Here is a 16,466-nt window from a genome sequence, read left to right as displayed (position 1 = left end):
TCTATTTTAAATAATGCGCAAGAAAATTTTGTATTTCCTGCTTCTGATATTTTTACAGATAACTTATGCACAGCAGGAATATGCAACTTCAAATATAGCCCCTGAATTACTTGAGAATTCTGATGCTGTCGTCAGGAAACTTCATCAAAAAACAGTTATAGAAGAACTGGATAAGGTTGTAACGTACACTACCCGTGTGATCACAGTTTTAAATCAGGATGGAGAGTCTTTCATCGATGCTTATGAGTATTACAGTGATGGCGATGCGATTAAAGACCAGGAGGCTTTAATCCTGGATGAGTATGGAAATGAGATCAGGAAAATCAAGCAGAAAGATTTTAATGACGTAAGCGCATACGGTTCTTCTACACTATTTTCAGACTCAAGAGTTAGTTTCCTTGATTATACTGCAAGAAATTATCCCTATACCGTTATTTATACGAGTGAATTTGAAAGAGAGAATTCTGTTTTTCTGGATGGCTGGTTTCCGATAGAAGGTTATGAGCTTAGTGTTGAAAATGCTGTTTTTGAAATAGAAAACCCGAATAAATTTCCTATCAGGCATGAGGAATATAATTTTGAAGATTTTGATATTTCCAGTTCAATCACCGATGGAAACTTTACATATTCAGTTAAGAATATTCAGGCGAGAAAGCCAGAACCTTTAAGCCCTGGATTAGACAAAATAGTACCTCAGGTGTTGTTTTCTCTGGATGTTTTTGAACTTGAAGGGGTAAGAGGAAGGTCTGAAAACTGGAAAAATTTTGGAAAATGGATGTATGATAACCTCGTGGAGGGTCATGATGAACTTCCTGCAGCTACGGTTTCCGAAATAAGTTCGCTTACGAAAAATGCGAAAACACTTGAGGAAAAAGCCAGGATCATTTACCAATATGTTCAGGATAAAACGAGGTACATATCTGTGCAATACGGTATTGGCGGATGGGAACCTGAAAATGCCACCGCGGTGGACGAGCTTGGTTATGGTGACTGTAAAGCTCTTACCAATTACACAAAAGCCTTACTCAAAACTCAGGGAATAGATTCTTATTATACAGTTGTTTACGGCGGAAGAAAACGGGATATAAATCCGGACTTTGCCTTGATGCAGGGAAATCATGTTATTTTAAATATTCCTCGACAGGATTCTACCGATATCTGGCTGGAATGTACTAACCAGAAAACTCCTTTCAACTATTTAGGAGATTTTACAGATGATCGTCATGTGCTACGAATTTCAAAAAATGGTGGTGAGATCATCAAGACCAAAAAATATGAGGCTGAAGAAAACCTTCAGCAGAGAGATTGCAGGCTGAAATTAAATGAAAATGGTGGTTTTGTAGCCGACTTTTCCAGGTCTTCCTTTGGAGTTCCTTATGGAGATAAATTTTACCTGGTAGATCGAAAAGAAGATGATCTTAAGGAATATTATCGTGAGAGCTGGGCACGCATCCAGAACCTGAAATTTGAGGATATTCAGCTGGAAAATGATCGTGAGAATATTGAATTTCAGGAGCATCTGAAATTTTCCGGGGACCGGCTGGCTACCAATGCCGGAAACAGGTTGCTAATTCCTTTGAATTTTATTCAGCAACAAAGCTTAAATGTAAGACCTACCAAAGAAAGAACAATGCCATTGCACGTGAGTCGTGGTAAAACCTATAAAGATCATTTTATTTTCGAATTACCTGAAGGTTTTGATATCGAAGCCCTACCAGAAAGTCAGAATATTGCTTCAGATTTCGGAGAATTCTCAATTAAAATCACTGCTTTAGAGGAGGAGAAAAAGGCCATTGAAATTGAAAGACTTCTTATAATTAAAGAAGGAGAATGGCCAAAAGACCGGTTTGCTGAATTCCAAAAATTTTTAGGAAAGGTGAGCAGGCTCAATAATCTGAAAGCGGTAATAGTAAATAATGCAAAATCCTAAATCAATGTTTAGACCATTTATTCTTGCTCTTTTTCTTCTGGTAGGAGCAATGACAACAGCCCAAAATTATAAATTCGGAAAGGTTTCCAAAGAGGAGGTTTCAGAAAAGCAACATCCTCTAGAAGAGGATGCAGATGCAGCCGTTCTTTACACTTACCAGAGAACGTATTATGACTATAATCAGGTTTCTGGTTTTAAGATAATTTCAGAATATCATCAAAGGATCAAGATATATAACAAAGATGGAATGGACTGGGCTACAAAAGAGATTAGCGCAAGCCAGGGAAATATTGATGAAAATGTGGTGAGTCTTAAAGGAGTCACTTATAACCTGGAAAACGGAAAGGTTGAAGAAACAAAACTTGATCGTGATAACATTTACGAGGAAGATGCCAGTAGATATAGGAAGGTCACAAAATTCACCATGCCGAATGTAAAAGAGGGAAGTGTGGTTGAATTTGAATATAAGATCACTTCAGATAAATTATCGACGTACATAGATAGAATTCCGTTGCAGTATAGCATTCCTATAAATAAGATCGATGTTAAAGTAACCGTTCCGGAATATTTAAATTATGGTGTTTACAATAATCCAAAAGCAGCTTTTTATGTAAAAGTTGATCAGGATTCAAAGCCATTCAAAAGAAGTTTTTCAAAAACTACGCGTCCTGGTTCATCAAGAAATCAAAGTGTAAAAACCAACCGTTATTCAGTAGAATTCATGCAGAATTCATACATCATTGAACAGGAAAATATTCCATCACTAATCGAGGAAAACCATGTGGATCATTTAGAGAATTATGCGGCATACCTGGATTGGGAGTTGAAATATACCGAGTTTCCGAATTCACCAATAGAGAATTTTTCCAGCACATGGGAAGGAGTGTCAAAATCTATTTATTTGGATAATGGGTTTGAAAGAGAATTGAAGAATTCAAATTTCTATGATGACGAGTTAGACGCTTTAGTAGGTGGAATTTCTGACCCTATGAAAAAAGCCGAACTTATTTTTCAATTCGTAAAACAAAAGGTTAAATGGAATGACTACATAGGTTTTGTGACCGAAAATGGTTTAAAAAGTGCTTATAAGGATGGTTCAGGTAATACAGGAGATGTGAACCTATTACTTGTTTCCATGCTTAAATATGCCAAGATTGATGCAAATCCTGTACTAGTAAGCACTCCCAATAACGGGGTTCCTTCATTTCCAACTAAAAATGGTTTCAACTATTTGTTAGCCTCTGCAAAGATTGATGGAAAAACTCTGTTGTTGGATGCGACCGATAGAGCTGCCGGTATTGGAGAATTACCGAAAAGAGCAAGAAACTGGCAGGGAAGAATGATTAAAGAAGATGGTTCTTCAGAATGGGTGAATCTTCAGCCTAATTATTATTCTGTCGACAATACGGTGATGAATGTTCAAATTTCTGAGAATTCTATAAAAGGAAAGTATATGAACAATCTTGGTGGTTTACATGCGAAGAACTACAGGATGAAGCATAAGTCATCTGGCAATGCATTGACTAATCTCTCTAAGTCCCAGGCAAGCTATTCGATTTTAGATGCGGAGGTGAAGGACTTTGAAAAGGTAGGAGCTGAAATTACCAGAACCTATAATTTTGAAAGTAGCAAAGCCCAGGAGGTAATTGGGGATAAGATTTATTTTAAACCTTTGTTCTTCAAGACTCAATTAGTAAATGAATTCAAAGCCGATAAAAGGACCTATCCAATTTTCTTTGATTTTCCAACACAAAATCATAACCTGGTCAATATTATGATTCCTGAAGGTTATGAAGTGGTTTCTCTTCCGGAAAGTGCTATCGTGAAGTTAAAAGATAATGCAGGACAATTCAAATATATTGTCAAGCAAAGCGGAAGTTACCTTAGAATTGATTCTGAAGTGAATCTCGCTCAAACTGTTTACCAGCCGAGCGACTACGAAATAATCCAAAAGTTTTATGACAACATTATTGAAAAACAAAATGAAAGCATAGTTTTGAGAAAAATTTCGACTGATGGACTTGAAGAACGCGCAGAAAGCGGTAGATAACTGGATCAAGGAGCATGGTGTTCGTTATTTCAACGAATTAACCAATATGGCTCAGCTAACTGAAGAAACCGGTGAAGTAGCTCGCATTATTGCGAGACGATACGGCGAGCAAAGTGAAAAGGAAAGCGATAAGGAAAAAGATCTTGGTGAAGAACTTGCAGATGTGGTTTTTGTAGTGCTTTGCCTGGCCAATCAAACCGGAGTGGACCTTCAGGAGGCTTTTGATAGAAAACTTGATATCAAAACCAAGCGAGACAAAGACCGTCATAAGAATAATGAAAAGCTGAAATAATGAAATTTAAATCTATTATTTCACAAAGGTCTTTCTGGAAATCTGTTTTCTGGTTAGGCCTGTCTTTTCTTATTCTTTATAATGTGATCTCTATATTTTTTGAGTACGGTCATTTTGCTGTAGAAACTTTTTTCAAAGAAAGAACTGAAGATGGAAAGCTTGTTCGTTTTGTGATCGGTCAGTTACTGGCATCGTTTCTTTATGGCTTCATTTTAGCCTTCGGTCAGTTTCGTGGAAAAGAAAAGAAAGACTAATTTAGTATTTCATTTTTTTTATTTTCTGAAATGACGCTTTCAATTCATAATCCCAGTAAAAATCTATCGGCAAACCTGAAGATCACCGGCTCGAAAAGTGAGTCTAATCGCTTACTAATTCTTCAGGCTTTGTATCCTAATATTTCCATCGAAAATCTTTCTAACAGTGATGATACTGTGGTCCTGAAAAAGGCTCTTGATCAGGGGTCTGGCTTGATCGATATTCATCATGCCGGAACTGCCATGCGATTTCTTACAGCATATTTTGCCTCAAAAGAAGGTTGTGAGGTAGAGATCACCGGAAGTAAAAGAATGAAGGAAAGACCAATAAGGTTGCTGGTTGATGCACTTCAAAGAATGGGCGCTGATATTGAATACAAGAATGAAACGGGGTATCCGCCTTTGATCATCAAGGGAAAAAAATTACACGTAGACTCGGTTAAACTACAGGCAAATGTGAGTAGCCAATATGTTTCAGCATTAATGCTGATAGGTGCTTCCTTGCCAAAAGGCTTGGAGATCATTCTGGAAGGGCAGATCACCTCTACACCTTATATTCTAATGACGCTTGAAATTCTGCAACACGCTGGCATACAGGGCGAGTTTAAAGATGACCGTATTTTTATTCAGCCTACAAAAGATCTGAAGACATCAACCATTGCAGTGGAATCAGACTGGAGTTCTGCTTCCTATTTCTATAGTATCGCCGCTATTGCCGAAACAGCTGAATTTAGACTATCCAATTATAGAAAAACCAGTAGACAGGGTGATTCCTGCCTGGCTGAAATTTATAAACACTTTGGTGTGGAAACCACCTTTGAAAAAGATAGCATTATACTTTCTAAGCAAAAATCCACGCGCTCAGTTAGAATTTGTGAAGATCTGAGAAATTCTCCGGATATCGCCCAAACCATTGCGGTTACATGTCTGGCGCTTGGTCTTGAATGTGAATTAAAGGGTTTGCATACACTTAAGATTAAAGAAACAGACAGGTTGCAGGCTTTGAAAAATGAAATGGAAAAATTTGGAGCAGAAGTAAAGATCACAGATGACTGCCTGCATTTACTGCCTTGCAGTTCTTTGAATAAGAAAGTTGCAATAGAAACCTATAATGATCATAGAATGGCTATGGCTTTTGCACCTTTAGCGCAAAGAGTTCCGATTTCAATAATAGAGGCCGATGTAGTTTCCAAGTCGTACCCAGATTTTTGGAAAGACCTCAAAGAATTAGACTTTTTAGTACAATAATTTATTTTATTATCAAATAAATCTCCATTTACTTGACAACCCCTACCTTGAGATTGTATATTTGCGCCTTTTAAAACAGGAACTATGGGAATGAAACTTTCGAATTTCAATTTTGAACTGCCACCAGAACTTTTGGCTGAGTATCCATCTGAAAATCGCGACGAGTCGAGATTGATGGTACTAAACCGAAAAGAGCAGACGATTGAACATAAAAAATTTAAAGATCTAATTGATTATTTTGAACCAGAAGATGTGATGGTTCTTAATAACACCAAAGTATTTCCTGCCAGATTATACGGTAATAAAGAAAAAACAGGTGCGAGAATCGAAGTATTCCTACTTAGAGAACTTAACCCTGAAACCAAATTATGGGATGTTCTTGTGGATCCTGCAAGAAAGATCAGAATTGGTAATAAACTTTACTTCGGGGAAGACGAAAGTCTTGTCGCTGAAGTAATAGATAATACAACTTCCAGAGGTAGAACGCTGAGATTCCTTTACGATGGATCTTACAGCGACTTCAGAAAAAAACTTAAGGAATTAGGGCAAACTCCACTTCCAAAGTATATTAAAAGAGATGTTGAGCCTTCAGATGAAGAAAGATATCAAACTATCTATGCTAAAAACGAAGGTGCTGTAGCTGCACCAACCGCAGGTTTGCACTTCTCAAAGCATCTTTTGAAAAGATTAGAGATCAAAGGAATTGATTTTGCTGAAGTTACACTTCACGTGGGTCTTGGAACTTTCAGCCCGGTTGAGGTAGAAGATCTTTCAAAACATAAAATGGACAGTGAGGAAGCATTCATTACCAAAGATGCTACCGAAGTGATCAATACTGCAAAATCTGAAAAACGTAAGGTTTGTGCGGTAGGGACCACAGTGATGCGAGTATTGGAAAGTGCTGTATCATCTGATCAGACACTTAATGAATTTGGTGGATGGACCAATAAATTTATTTTCCCTCCATACGATTTCAATATCGCGAATTGTATGATCACTAACTTCCACACACCAAAATCAACTTTATTAATGATGGTTTCTGCATTCGCAGGTCATGATTTTATGAAGAAGGCTTATGAGGAAGCTGTAAAGGAGAAATACAGATTCTATACTTACGGTGATGCGATGCTGATCTTATAATCAGCGCTCAATATATTCAAAGGCCATAAATCGAAATTCCGGTTTATGGCCTTTTTTGTAAGCTATTGATTTTTAAAAGACTGAAACGGTTCGGTTTTAACTTTGTAATTTAGCAGCGTGAAAGACAAGAAGAAAGACATAAGGGCATTAACCAAGGAACAACTTCAGAAATTCTTTGTTTCTGAAGGTGATAAATCTTTCCGCGGAACCCAGGTTTACGAGTGGCTTTGGAATAAGGCTGCACATTCTTTTGATGATATGACCAATATTTCAAAAGAAACCAGGCAAATGCTAAAAGATAATTTTGTCATTAACCATATCCGGGTAGACAGAATGCAGAGAAGTAGTGATGGTACTATCAAAAATGCGGTGAAACTGCATGATAGTTTAACAGTGGAGTCTGTACTTATCCCTACAAAAACCCGTACTACTGCTTGCGTTTCTTCACAGGTAGGCTGTAGCCTTGATTGCCAGTTCTGTGCAACTGCTAAATTAAAGCGAATGAGAAACCTGAATCCGGATGAAATTTATGACCAGGTAGTGGCGATAGATAATGAAAGTCGGCTATATTTCGACAGACCGCTTTCAAACATTGTTTTCATGGGAATGGGTGAGCCACTTATGAATTATAATAATGTAATGAAGGCTGTGGAGAAAATCACTTCTCCTGAAGGCCTGGGTATGTCACCTAAGCGTATCACTATTTCTACTTCTGGAGTTCCAAAAATGATCAAAAAGCTGGCTGATGATGAAGCCAAGATCAAACTTGCTGTTTCCTTACATTCAGCGAGAAATGAAGTGAGAACCCAGATCATGCCATTTAATGAGACTTTCCCATTGGAAGATTTACGTGAAGCCCTGGAATATTGGTATTCAAAAACCAAAAGCAGAATCACTTATGAATATATCGTCTGGAAAGATATTAATGATACCAGGGAAGATGCTCAGGCTTTGGTGAGATTCTGTAAATATGTGCCTTGCAAAGTAAATCTTATTGAATATAATCCCATAGATGATGGGAATTTTCAACAGGCAGCTTCTCAGGCTACAGATATGTACCAGGAAATGTTGGAAAGAAATGGAATTACAGTTACAGTAAGGCGCTCTCGAGGTAAGGATATTGATGCCGCTTGCGGTCAGCTGGCAAATAAATCAGCTTAATTTCAAGAGCTTTTTACGGAGCTTTGCTTCGGTATAAATATGTATATTTACGGCCTTTATGAAGGTTATTTCCCAAATAAAACTTCCCGTGGAAAAAGAGATGGAACTTTTTGAAAAAAAGTTCTTCGAATCTATGTCTTCTAAAGTTGCCCTTCTAAATCGAATCACGCATTATATTGTAAATCGAAAGGGTAAGCAGATGCGCCCGATGTTCGTTTTTCTTGTAGCGAAAATGGTTTCAGAAGGTTCTGTAAATGAGCGGACCTATAGGGGAGCATCAGTGATTGAACTAATTCATACCGCTACGCTGGTTCATGATGATGTGGTAGACGATTCCAATAGAAGAAGAGGTTTTTTCAGTATCAACGCCTTATGGAAAAATAAGATCGCCGTACTGGTAGGAGACTATCTGTTATCTAAAGGTTTATTACTTTCTATTGATAATAATGATTTCGATCTGTTAAAGATCATATCGGTTGCGGTTAAAGAAATGAGTGAGGGAGAACTTCTTCAGATCGAAAAAGCCAGAAGACTGGATATAACCGAAGCTGTATATTACGATATTATCAGGCAGAAAACGGCTACGCTAATTGCAGCTTGTTGCAGTCTTGGTGCGGCTTCAGTGAAACCGGAAAGCAATGAAATTGCCAAAATGCGTCGTTTCGGTGAATTGATCGGGATGGCGTTTCAGATAAAGGATGACCTTTTTGACTACGGAACGCAAAAGATTGGAAAGCCAACTGGTATTGATATTAAAGAGCAGAAAATGACATTGCCTTTGATCTATGTTTTGAATACTGTTTCCAAGAAAGAGCGTGATTGGGTGATCAACTCCGTTAAAAACCATAATAAGGATAGAAAGAGAGTAAGAGAGGTCATCGATTTTGTTCGGGAAAAAGGAGGTCTTGACTATGCAGTAAAGCGAATGAAGGAATTTCAACGTGAAGCCCTCATTATCCTGGAAGATTATCCGGAATCTCCATATAAAGAAAGTTTAGAATTAATGGTGAATTATGTCATTGAGAGAAAAAAATAAAAAAGCGAAGTTAAAATCTTCGCTTTTTTTATAATGGCTATATAAGATTAGGCAGCATCATCTGTAGCTTCTTCACCATTCACGTCATCTGTTTCGTGAATTTCCTCGTCAATTTCCTGTTCTACTTTTTCAGCTCCTTTTTTGATTTTTTCGCCTGCTTCTTTAGCACCTGCTTCGATATCTTCACCTATCGCTTCAGCAGCTTCTTCAGTTTTTTCCTGAGTGGTTTCACGACAAGAATAAATTGAAAGGCTGAATATTGCAGCCATAATTAAAATCACTGTTTTTTTCATTACAATAAAATTAAGGGTTAATTAAAAAAAGCCATTCAAACGAATGGCTTTAATATTATAAAGAAAGAAGATGATTACATATCATCGTCACCGTTCATGTCGTCAGTTCCTTCTACTTCTTCTTCCATTTCATTTTCTGCGTTCTCAGCAGCGTTTTCTACGTCCTGTCCAGCTTCTTCAATTTCGTTTCCTGCTTCATCAGCAGCATTTTCCATATCTTCACCCATAGATTCAACAGCATCTTCGGTTTTTTCCTCAGTTGTTTCTCTACAAGAGTAGATTGAAAGTGACATTGTTGCAACAGCAAATAGTAAGAATAATTTTTTCATTGTTAAAATGTTTAATTAGTTGAAGAAACAAAGTTAAACAAATTTTGATTATGCAAAAGGACTCTTTTCACTTAAATATTTCCAATATCTTTTAGGTACGTGTTGTACGTGAAGCCGCATATTTACTCGGCTTTTGATATTTGTGGAATCAAAATATTCTTTCCATAATTTCTGAAAATAGATTTCGCCAGCCTCAAAATATTCTGAATTTCCTCCAGAAATGCCCATATCTTCAGGTAAATCTATAGACACATATTCGGTTTTCGTAAGGTCATAATAGACACCTATCTTACGTTTTATATCATAAATTAACCATTTTTGATCTGCATATCTGCTTTTAAAATGCGGTGTGATTATTGGCAGCACATTAAAATCCGGTTCAATTATGGCAAAATAGATATCATCTTTGGTTAATCTAAACCTGACAAATGCCTCCATACGATGTTTCTCCCTGCCTACCTGTTTGGCAATATTCTCTATATACAGCACGACCGGGTGTGAATAATCCAAATCTACCTTACTCTTTGAATTAAAAACATATTTGATCATTTCAAATAACTTGATCTCTATTCCTTGTGCTTCACTTAAAAATGCCCATTTTATTTTTCTTAGTCCATTAGAGGAGACTTTCGATTTCAAGCCTTTCAAAACTCTAAGGGCCTTGTGTTCTTCAGTAAAAATTTTTTCCGTCTCGCTAAAAAGCTGTTTTTGGTCTTCCCCTGCAGGAACAATTTCTACAACCTCTAATTTTTGTTCGTAGGCATTGAAGATGCAGGTGAGAAATCCCATAAAACTACCATCATATTTCAATACTTTCTGCTGCATTAAAACAGACTTAATTGGTTGCTGAGATCTTTTCTGAATTTGCTCTGGGAATTCTGCATAATTATAGATTTTAAACTTTCGCTGGAAAGGTCTTTAAGTTCTTTCTCTCTGGAATCGCAGGTAATAAAATATTTAGCCCGGTTAGACGCGATCCCGATTTTCTTTAAATGATCCCAATTCAATTTTCGGAATTTCCGCGCATTCAGAATTTTATTGACAGATTTCAAACCGATTCCAGGTATTCTTAATAAAAGCTGTTTGTCCACTCTATTTATATCTACCGGAAAAAGATGCCTGTTCCGCAAAGCCCAACTTAATTTTGGGTCTATATCCATATCCAGAAATTGAAAATCATCGTTCAGCAATTCTCTCACATCGAATCCATAAAATCGCATAAGCCAGTCGGTTTGGTATAACCTATTTTCCCTAAGCATAGGAACCTGCGAATTTAATGCGGGCAGACGCGGATCGTTGCTTATAGGGACGTAACCGGAATAATAAACCCGCTTCATATTATAGTTCTTGTAGAAGAAGGCAGAAGAATACATGATATCACGGTCGCTTTCACCGGTGGCTCCCACGATCATTTGGGTGCTCTGCCCGGCGGGTGCGTATTTAGGAGTACTTTTTATAAATTTAGATTCCTGTTTATATTGAATGATTTCATTTTTTACCTTATTCATTGGTTTCATGAAATCTTCATGATTTTTTTCTGGAGCTAGCAATTTTAATCCGGACTTCGTAGGTATCTCGATGTTAACGCTTAACCTGTCAGCATATAATCCGGCTTCCCTCATCAGTTCATCGCTGGCACCTGGAATACTTTTCAAATGGATGTATCCATTAAAATTTTCTTCTTCACGTAATTTTTTTGCCACGCGGATAAGCCTCTCCATTGTATGATCAGGACTTTTGAATATACCGGAGCTTAGGAATAATCCTTCAATATAATTACGTCTGTAAAAATTAATGGTAAGATCTACTACTTCCTGAACCTTGAAAGCAGCTCTCTTAATATCATTACTTCTACGAGTAACACAATAGGCGCAATCAAAAATACAATGATTGGTAAGTAAGATTTTTAATAAAGAAACGCAGCGACCATCTTGTGTATAAGAGTGACAAATACCCATTCCAGAAGAATCTCCCAGACCTTTTTTGGTATTTTTTCTTTTACTACCGCTACTGGAGCAGGAGACATCATACTTGGCAGCATCTGCAAGTATACTCAGTTTTTCTTTTATGCGATCAAAGTCCATAAATTGGAATTTTTCCAAAAATAGGAAAAATTCCAATTAAGTAGTAAATACTGATTATCAAGTTTTAACTCTAATCAACTTAAAAAGAGCTTATTTTAAACTGGATTTTTTCTCTTCAGGATAAGTTTCAGGATCTTCTCCAGCTAATCTTGCAAAATTTCTATAGGCCTGTTCTACTTTTTCTTTAGGAGTTGTTTCAAATTCCTTTTCTGTTACTTCATATTTATCCTGGAGAGATTTCAGTTTTTTATGTAGTTCTTTTTGGATATCGGCGTATTCCGGTTCTCCATAGAGATTATTCTCTTCTTTAGGATCTTTTTCAAGATCATATAATTCCCAGGTATCTATGTCATCGTAGAAATGGATAAGCTTATACCTTTCGGTTCTTACCCCATAATGTCGTTTAACCATGTGAAATGCTGGAAAATCATAATAATGGTAATAAACGGCGTCTCTAAAACTCTCATTCGATTCAGTACCATCTAATAATGGCTTCAGCGATTTGCCTTGCATAGTTTCAGGTATTTCAGCGCCTGCATAATCCAGGAAGGTTGGAGCGAAGTCTAAATTCTGAGTCAGTTCATCTATAGTTGTCCCCTTTTTAATTCCGTTTGGAAATTGCATCAGCAAAGGCATGGCCAAGGACTCTTCATACATAAACCGCTTATCAAAGAAACCCTTTTCTCCAAGGTAAAAACCCTGGTCTGTGGTATAAACAATTATTGTGTTTTCAGTTAAACCCTGTTCTTCCAGATAATCTAATATTTTTCCAACTCCTTCATCTACAGCAGCAACGGTTCCCATATAATCTCTTAAATAGCGCTGACCTTTCCATTCAGCCAATTCTTTTCCAGTGAGATTGGCATCATGAAATGCATCATTTTTAGGTCTGTAAGCATCATTCCAGGCTTTTCTTTGTTCTGGAGTCATTCTTTCAAAATCTGTTTTCCATGGATTATGTCTTAGCGAATCGCTCCCTTTTTTCACCGTCATTTTGAGATCATGACCTTCATACATATCTTCATAAATGGTCTGAAGTTGTTCCTGGGCGGCAATCTGATCTTCATGCTTGGAAAAATAAGTATCAGGTAATGGGAATTTCACAGAATCATATGTGTTAATATGCCTTAAAGGTGGCATCCAGTTTCTGTGCGGAGCTTTATGGTGTACCATTAAAAAGAATGGTTCATCCTTATTTCTTTTCTTCTCCATCCAGTCTATGCCCATATCAGTAATAATATCTGTTGCATAACCATTTACAATACTGGTGTCTTCCTCATGAATAAACTCCGGATTGTAATAATTTCCCTGATCTTTCAAAATGTTCCAATAATCAAAACCTTGGGGTCTTCCATGCAGGTGCCATTTCCCAACTATCGCAGTCTGATAACCGGCTTTTTTCAGATACTTAGGTAATGTAGGCTGAGAACCGTCAAATATTTCTCCATTCATTCTAAAACCATTCATATGACTGAACTTCCCAGTGAGAATCACTGCCCTACTAGGTCCACATATAGAGTTGGTACAGAAATTATTTAAAAATTTTGCTCCATTTTCAGCGATGCGATCAATATTGGGAGTTGGAGCCAACTGGCTAACGGGATGGCCATAAGTGCTGATCGCCTGAGCAGCATGGTCATCAGTCATGATATAAACAATATTTGGTTTTTTAGGTTCCGAAGAAGTGCTTTCGCTTTTTTCAATATTTTGATCCTTACAACCGAATAGATTTAATACGATGATAAAAATTGAAAATCGTAGAACAAATTTTTTTTTTACTGAATGCTGCATAAGAAATATTTTGAATTGGAAATTACGAAAGTTTTCGTTGAAAAATGTTACTTTTCACCTGCACAATGACTGCACAAACTTATTTTTAGCATGGAACTAAATATTTATAAGTACCTGATTTTATTAGTTTTGATGTCAAATCATGCCTATTCGCAGGAACTTGTACCACCCATACAAAATTTTTCGCCGGCAGAATATCTTGCAGCTAGTCAAAATTGGGATATAGCGCTAGACGAAAAAGGAATTGTCTACAGTGCAAATAATCAGGGATTGTTAGTCTATGATGGTTTGAACTGGGAATTATATCCTTTAGAAAGTCAATCCATAATAAGATCAGTATATCCCCATTCAAACAGAATTTATACCGGATCGTATAAGGAATTTGGGTACTGGCAACGCTTGAAAGATGGTAGGATGGGTTATCAAAGCCTGACTCCGCTAATGGCCGAATTTGAGATGCAAAGCGATGAGTTCTGGGAAATAACCTCTTACAATGATGCTATTTATTTCAGGTCTTTCGGAGCGGTCTATAAATACCAAAATGATAAAATCACGAAGGTTCAGGATATCGTTTCCACCTCTTTAGGTGTTTTTCAGGATAAATTGGTTTTGACTCCGCGTAGGGAAGGGCTCGCATACCTGGAGAATGGCGAAATTAGAGCTGCGCCAGGTGATCAGTCTTTAATTATGGATCTCAATATTATAGATATTGAAGCTATGGGAGATACACTTTTTATAGCGGCGAAAGAGTCGCTTTTTACCTATTCCAATAAAAATTTTGCAAGATTTCCGGATAGTAAATTGAACGAAATACTAGAAAGAGCTGAACTTAATCATATTATTTCGGTTTCAGATGAAGAGATCGTGATAGGTACTATTAAAAATGGGGTTATTAGGTATAATCTAAAAACAAATACTATTAAAGTATTAAATAGGAATTCCGGTCTGCAAAACAATACTACACTTGGAATGTATTATGATAAAGGTAGATTATGGCTTGCATTGGATAAAGGTGTTGATATGATAGATCTAAAAGCGCCGTTGAACTTTTATACTGATAATACTGGTGAATTGGGAGCAGTATATGACCTTCAGAAATATAGAAATAAGTATTATCTCGCTAGCAATACGGGGGTTTATAGTTTTTCAGACAATAATTTAAAGCTGATTGAAAATGCTGAAGATCATACCTGGAACCTGGAGGTTATTGATGATGTTCTTTTTGCAAATCATAATACGGGAATTTACAAGATTGTAGATGACAAGTTTATACCATTGGAATCGCGTACTGGTAGTTTTAGCATTAAAAAAATAGAGGATGCTTCCAATCGATTACTCATCGCTAATTATACCGGGTTGAGTCTTTATGATCCTGAAAATTCGCAAATGACTGAAGTTTCTTCTGTAAATTTTCCGGTAAAGGAGGTAATTATCAGTGATAATTCAACCATTTGGGCTGCTCACCCCTATGAAGGCGTTTACCGCATCAAACACGAGAACTTCAGGGACCTGGAAATTGAGAAAATTTCTGCTTTAGGTGGAAAGGCAAACTTCAATCCCAAATTATACGAACTGAATAAGCAGATTATTCTTTACGTAAATAATAATTGGTATAAATACAATCCATTTAAATCTGATTTTGAAATTTTTGAGGAGCTCGATGAATATAAAGATTCAAGACTTTTGTTTGAAGATAATGCGGAATATGTCTTCGCAAATTCTGACGACGGCTCTTTAATCTTTTCAGATCTTGGAGGTAATGAAATATTACTACCCCAGGAAAGTTTGAAAAACCGGCTGGTGAGATCTAACGAAAATTTTATTAGGGAAAACGATTCTATATTTTATATCACCCTGAATGATGGCTTTGCTAAACTCAACCTATATCAATTAAAAGGAGAAAAATCTGAACAGTGGATAAGTGAGCCGTATTTAAAACAGTTTTCAGATTTGAACAAGCGCTATTCACTTGAAGAAACGCCAGTCATTCCTTTCAAAGAATCACGAAATTTATATCTAAAGGCAGGAATGCCAGTTTCTGACGCCACAGTTCTTAAGTATCATCTTGAAGGTGAAGAAATTCTGGATGGTATTTTTACTGATGGAGAAATTGATCTTCGCAATTTGCAACATGGCGATTACGAATTAACACTTATAGCCTCTGGTACAAATGAGGAATTAAATAACTCCAGTAAATTTTATTTCAGTATTGCACCACCCTGGTACTTTTCTGTATGGATGAAAACAATTTATATACTGGTTTTTATAGGAATAATTGTATTGATCTATTGGTTGAATCAGCAAAAATTGAAAAAGCATCAATTACAATTAGAAGAGAAATTTGAAAAGGAGCATTCAGAAAGATTGAACAGAATTGAAAAGGAGCGGTTGATGCATGAGATTGATCTAAAGCGTAAAGAGCTTGCAAATACAACTATGATGGCCGCTAAAAAGAATGAAGTACTTATGGAAATTCAAGGAGAACTAAATAAGGATAAAAGCAAATTTTCCAATCAATTCCGCATAAAGCACATTATGAATAAAATCAATAATGCGGTTAAGAGTAAAGATGAATGGAAAGTATTTGAAACTAATTTTAATGAAGTTCATGAAGATTTTTTCAAGGATGTTCTGGATCAATATCCAAAACTAACGAGTAAAGATCTCAAGTTGTGTTCCTATCTTAAAATGAATTTAAGTTCTAAAGAAATTGCCCCACTTATGGGGATTTCAGTTCGAGGAGTAGAGGTGCATCGATATCGATTACGAAAAAAGATGGATTTGGATAGCGATGTAAATTTGACAAAATTCCTTATAAAGAATTTCTAAATTCGTAAAGAACACCTCAATATTTTCCT

14 protein-coding genes are annotated in these 16,466 nt (G+C 36.6%); 9 read left to right on the top strand and 5 right to left on the bottom strand.

Annotated elements, in window-relative coordinates:
- Positions 1 to 13 precede the first annotated feature (13 nt).
- The 8 genes from AC2S94_RS01210 (at position 14) to AC2S94_RS01175 (ending at position 9,111) form a co-directional block, all read left to right on the top strand.
- Positions 14 to 1,930 carry a DUF3857 domain-containing protein gene (locus AC2S94_RS01210; protein WP_484629694.1) on the top strand — a complete coding sequence of 639 codons (1,917 nt, stop codon included), beginning with the start codon at positions 14 to 16 and terminating at the stop codon, positions 1,928 to 1,930.
- Positions 1,931 to 1,934: 4 nt separating this feature from the next.
- Entirely contained in the window at positions 1,935 to 3,980 is a 2,046-nt protein-coding gene (locus AC2S94_RS01205) for a DUF3857 domain-containing protein (protein ID WP_484629693.1), read from the top strand.
- Entirely contained in the window at positions 3,946 to 4,272 is a 327-nt protein-coding gene (locus tag AC2S94_RS01200) for a nucleotide pyrophosphohydrolase (RefSeq protein ID WP_484629692.1), read from the top strand. Before AC2S94_RS01205 ends, AC2S94_RS01200 begins: the two co-directional genes overlap by 35 nt.
- Complete coding sequence (locus tag AC2S94_RS01195; RefSeq protein WP_484629691.1) at positions 4,272 to 4,526, top strand: hypothetical protein; 255 nt, start codon at positions 4,272 to 4,274, stop codon at positions 4,524 to 4,526. Before AC2S94_RS01200 ends, AC2S94_RS01195 begins: the two co-directional genes overlap by 1 nt.
- 30 nt (positions 4,527 to 4,556) lie before the next feature.
- The gene (aroA, locus tag AC2S94_RS01190; RefSeq protein ID WP_484629690.1) at positions 4,557 to 5,774 is read left to right on the top strand and encodes a 3-phosphoshikimate 1-carboxyvinyltransferase; all 1,218 of its coding nucleotides are present in this window, start codon (positions 4,557 to 4,559) and stop codon (positions 5,772 to 5,774) included.
- A 90-nt stretch (positions 5,775 to 5,864) separates the two neighbouring features.
- Entirely contained in the window at positions 5,865 to 6,914 is a 1,050-nt protein-coding gene (queA, locus tag AC2S94_RS01185; protein ID WP_484630883.1) for a tRNA preQ1(34) S-adenosylmethionine ribosyltransferase-isomerase QueA, read from the top strand.
- A 117-nt stretch (positions 6,915 to 7,031) separates the two neighbouring features.
- Entirely contained in the window at positions 7,032 to 8,075 is a 1,044-nt protein-coding gene (gene rlmN, locus AC2S94_RS01180; protein WP_484629689.1) for a dual-specificity RNA methyltransferase RlmN, read from the top strand.
- Between the two features lie 58 nt (positions 8,076 to 8,133).
- A complete protein-coding gene (locus AC2S94_RS01175) occupies positions 8,134 to 9,111 on the top strand; it encodes a polyprenyl synthetase family protein (protein ID WP_484629688.1) in 978 nt (325 codons plus the stop codon).
- A 47-nt stretch (positions 9,112 to 9,158) separates the two neighbouring features.
- On the opposite strand, the gene AC2S94_RS01170 is transcribed toward AC2S94_RS01175, so the two are convergent.
- From AC2S94_RS01170 to AC2S94_RS01150, 5 genes are all read right to left on the bottom strand, one after another.
- Complete coding sequence (locus AC2S94_RS01170) at positions 9,159 to 9,404, bottom strand: hypothetical protein (RefSeq protein ID WP_484629687.1); 246 nt, start codon at positions 9,402 to 9,404, stop codon at positions 9,159 to 9,161.
- Between the two features lie 74 nt (positions 9,405 to 9,478).
- Complete coding sequence (locus AC2S94_RS01165; RefSeq protein WP_484629686.1) at positions 9,479 to 9,697, bottom strand: hypothetical protein; 219 nt, start codon at positions 9,695 to 9,697, stop codon at positions 9,479 to 9,481.
- 84 nt (positions 9,698 to 9,781) lie between these two features.
- Positions 9,782 to 10,558 (bottom strand): TIGR03915 family putative DNA repair protein, encoded by a 777-nt coding sequence (locus AC2S94_RS01160; protein ID WP_484629685.1) that lies wholly within the window; start codon positions 10,556 to 10,558, stop codon positions 9,782 to 9,784.
- Positions 10,558 to 11,817, bottom strand: a complete 1,260-nt coding sequence (locus AC2S94_RS01155; protein WP_484629684.1) for a putative DNA modification/repair radical SAM protein — start codon at positions 11,815 to 11,817, stop codon at positions 10,558 to 10,560. Before AC2S94_RS01155 ends, AC2S94_RS01160 begins: the two co-directional genes overlap by 1 nt.
- A gap of 90 nt (positions 11,818 to 11,907) precedes the next feature.
- Entirely contained in the window at positions 11,908 to 13,608 is a 1,701-nt protein-coding gene (locus AC2S94_RS01150) for a sulfatase family protein (RefSeq protein WP_484629683.1), read from the bottom strand.
- A gap of 90 nt (positions 13,609 to 13,698) precedes the next feature.
- Between AC2S94_RS01150 and AC2S94_RS01145 the strand changes: the two genes are divergently transcribed.
- Positions 13,699 to 16,437 (top strand): helix-turn-helix and ligand-binding sensor domain-containing protein, encoded by a 2,739-nt coding sequence (locus AC2S94_RS01145; RefSeq protein WP_484629682.1) that lies wholly within the window; start codon positions 13,699 to 13,701, stop codon positions 16,435 to 16,437.
- The last annotated feature ends 29 nt before the right edge of the window (positions 16,438 to 16,466 follow it).

Source organism: Christiangramia pacifica (genome assembly GCF_057221535.1).
Note: the sequence above shows the minus strand (reverse complement) of the source record. Positions and strands in the feature narration are given on the sequence as shown.

Bases quoted from the DNA above. Each gene is read 5' to 3' on its own strand.
- AC2S94_RS01210 (WP_484629694.1), top strand. From the start codon at position 14: ATGCGCAAGAAAATTTTGTATTTCCTGCTTCTGATATTTTTACAGATA.
- AC2S94_RS01205 (WP_484629693.1), top strand. From the start codon at position 1,935: ATGTTTAGACCATTTATTCTTGCTCTTTTTCTTCTGGTAGGAGCAATG.
- AC2S94_RS01200 (WP_484629692.1), top strand. From the start codon at position 3,946: ATGGACTTGAAGAACGCGCAGAAAGCGGTAGATAACTGGATCAAGGAG.
- AC2S94_RS01195 (WP_484629691.1), top strand. From the start codon at position 4,272: ATGAAATTTAAATCTATTATTTCACAAAGGTCTTTCTGGAAATCTGTT.
- aroA (WP_484629690.1), top strand. From the start codon at position 4,557: ATGACGCTTTCAATTCATAATCCCAGTAAAAATCTATCGGCAAACCTG.
- queA (WP_484630883.1), top strand. From the start codon at position 5,865: ATGAAACTTTCGAATTTCAATTTTGAACTGCCACCAGAACTTTTGGCT.
- AC2S94_RS01175 (WP_484629688.1), top strand. From the start codon at position 8,134: ATGAAGGTTATTTCCCAAATAAAACTTCCCGTGGAAAAAGAGATGGAA.
- AC2S94_RS01170 (WP_484629687.1), bottom strand. From the start codon at position 9,404: ATGAAAAAAACAGTGATTTTAATTATGGCTGCAATATTCAGCCTTTCA.
- AC2S94_RS01165 (WP_484629686.1), bottom strand. From the start codon at position 9,697: ATGTCACTTTCAATCTACTCTTGTAGAGAAACAACTGAGGAAAAAACC.
- AC2S94_RS01160 (WP_484629685.1), bottom strand. From the start codon at position 10,558: ATGCAGCAGAAAGTATTGAAATATGATGGTAGTTTTATGGGATTTCTC.
- AC2S94_RS01155 (WP_484629684.1), bottom strand. From the start codon at position 11,817: ATGGACTTTGATCGCATAAAAGAAAAACTGAGTATACTTGCAGATGCT.
- AC2S94_RS01150 (WP_484629683.1), bottom strand. From the start codon at position 13,608: ATGCAGCATTCAGTAAAAAAAAAATTTGTTCTACGATTTTCAATTTTT.
- AC2S94_RS01145 (WP_484629682.1), top strand. From the start codon at position 13,699: ATGGAACTAAATATTTATAAGTACCTGATTTTATTAGTTTTGATGTCA.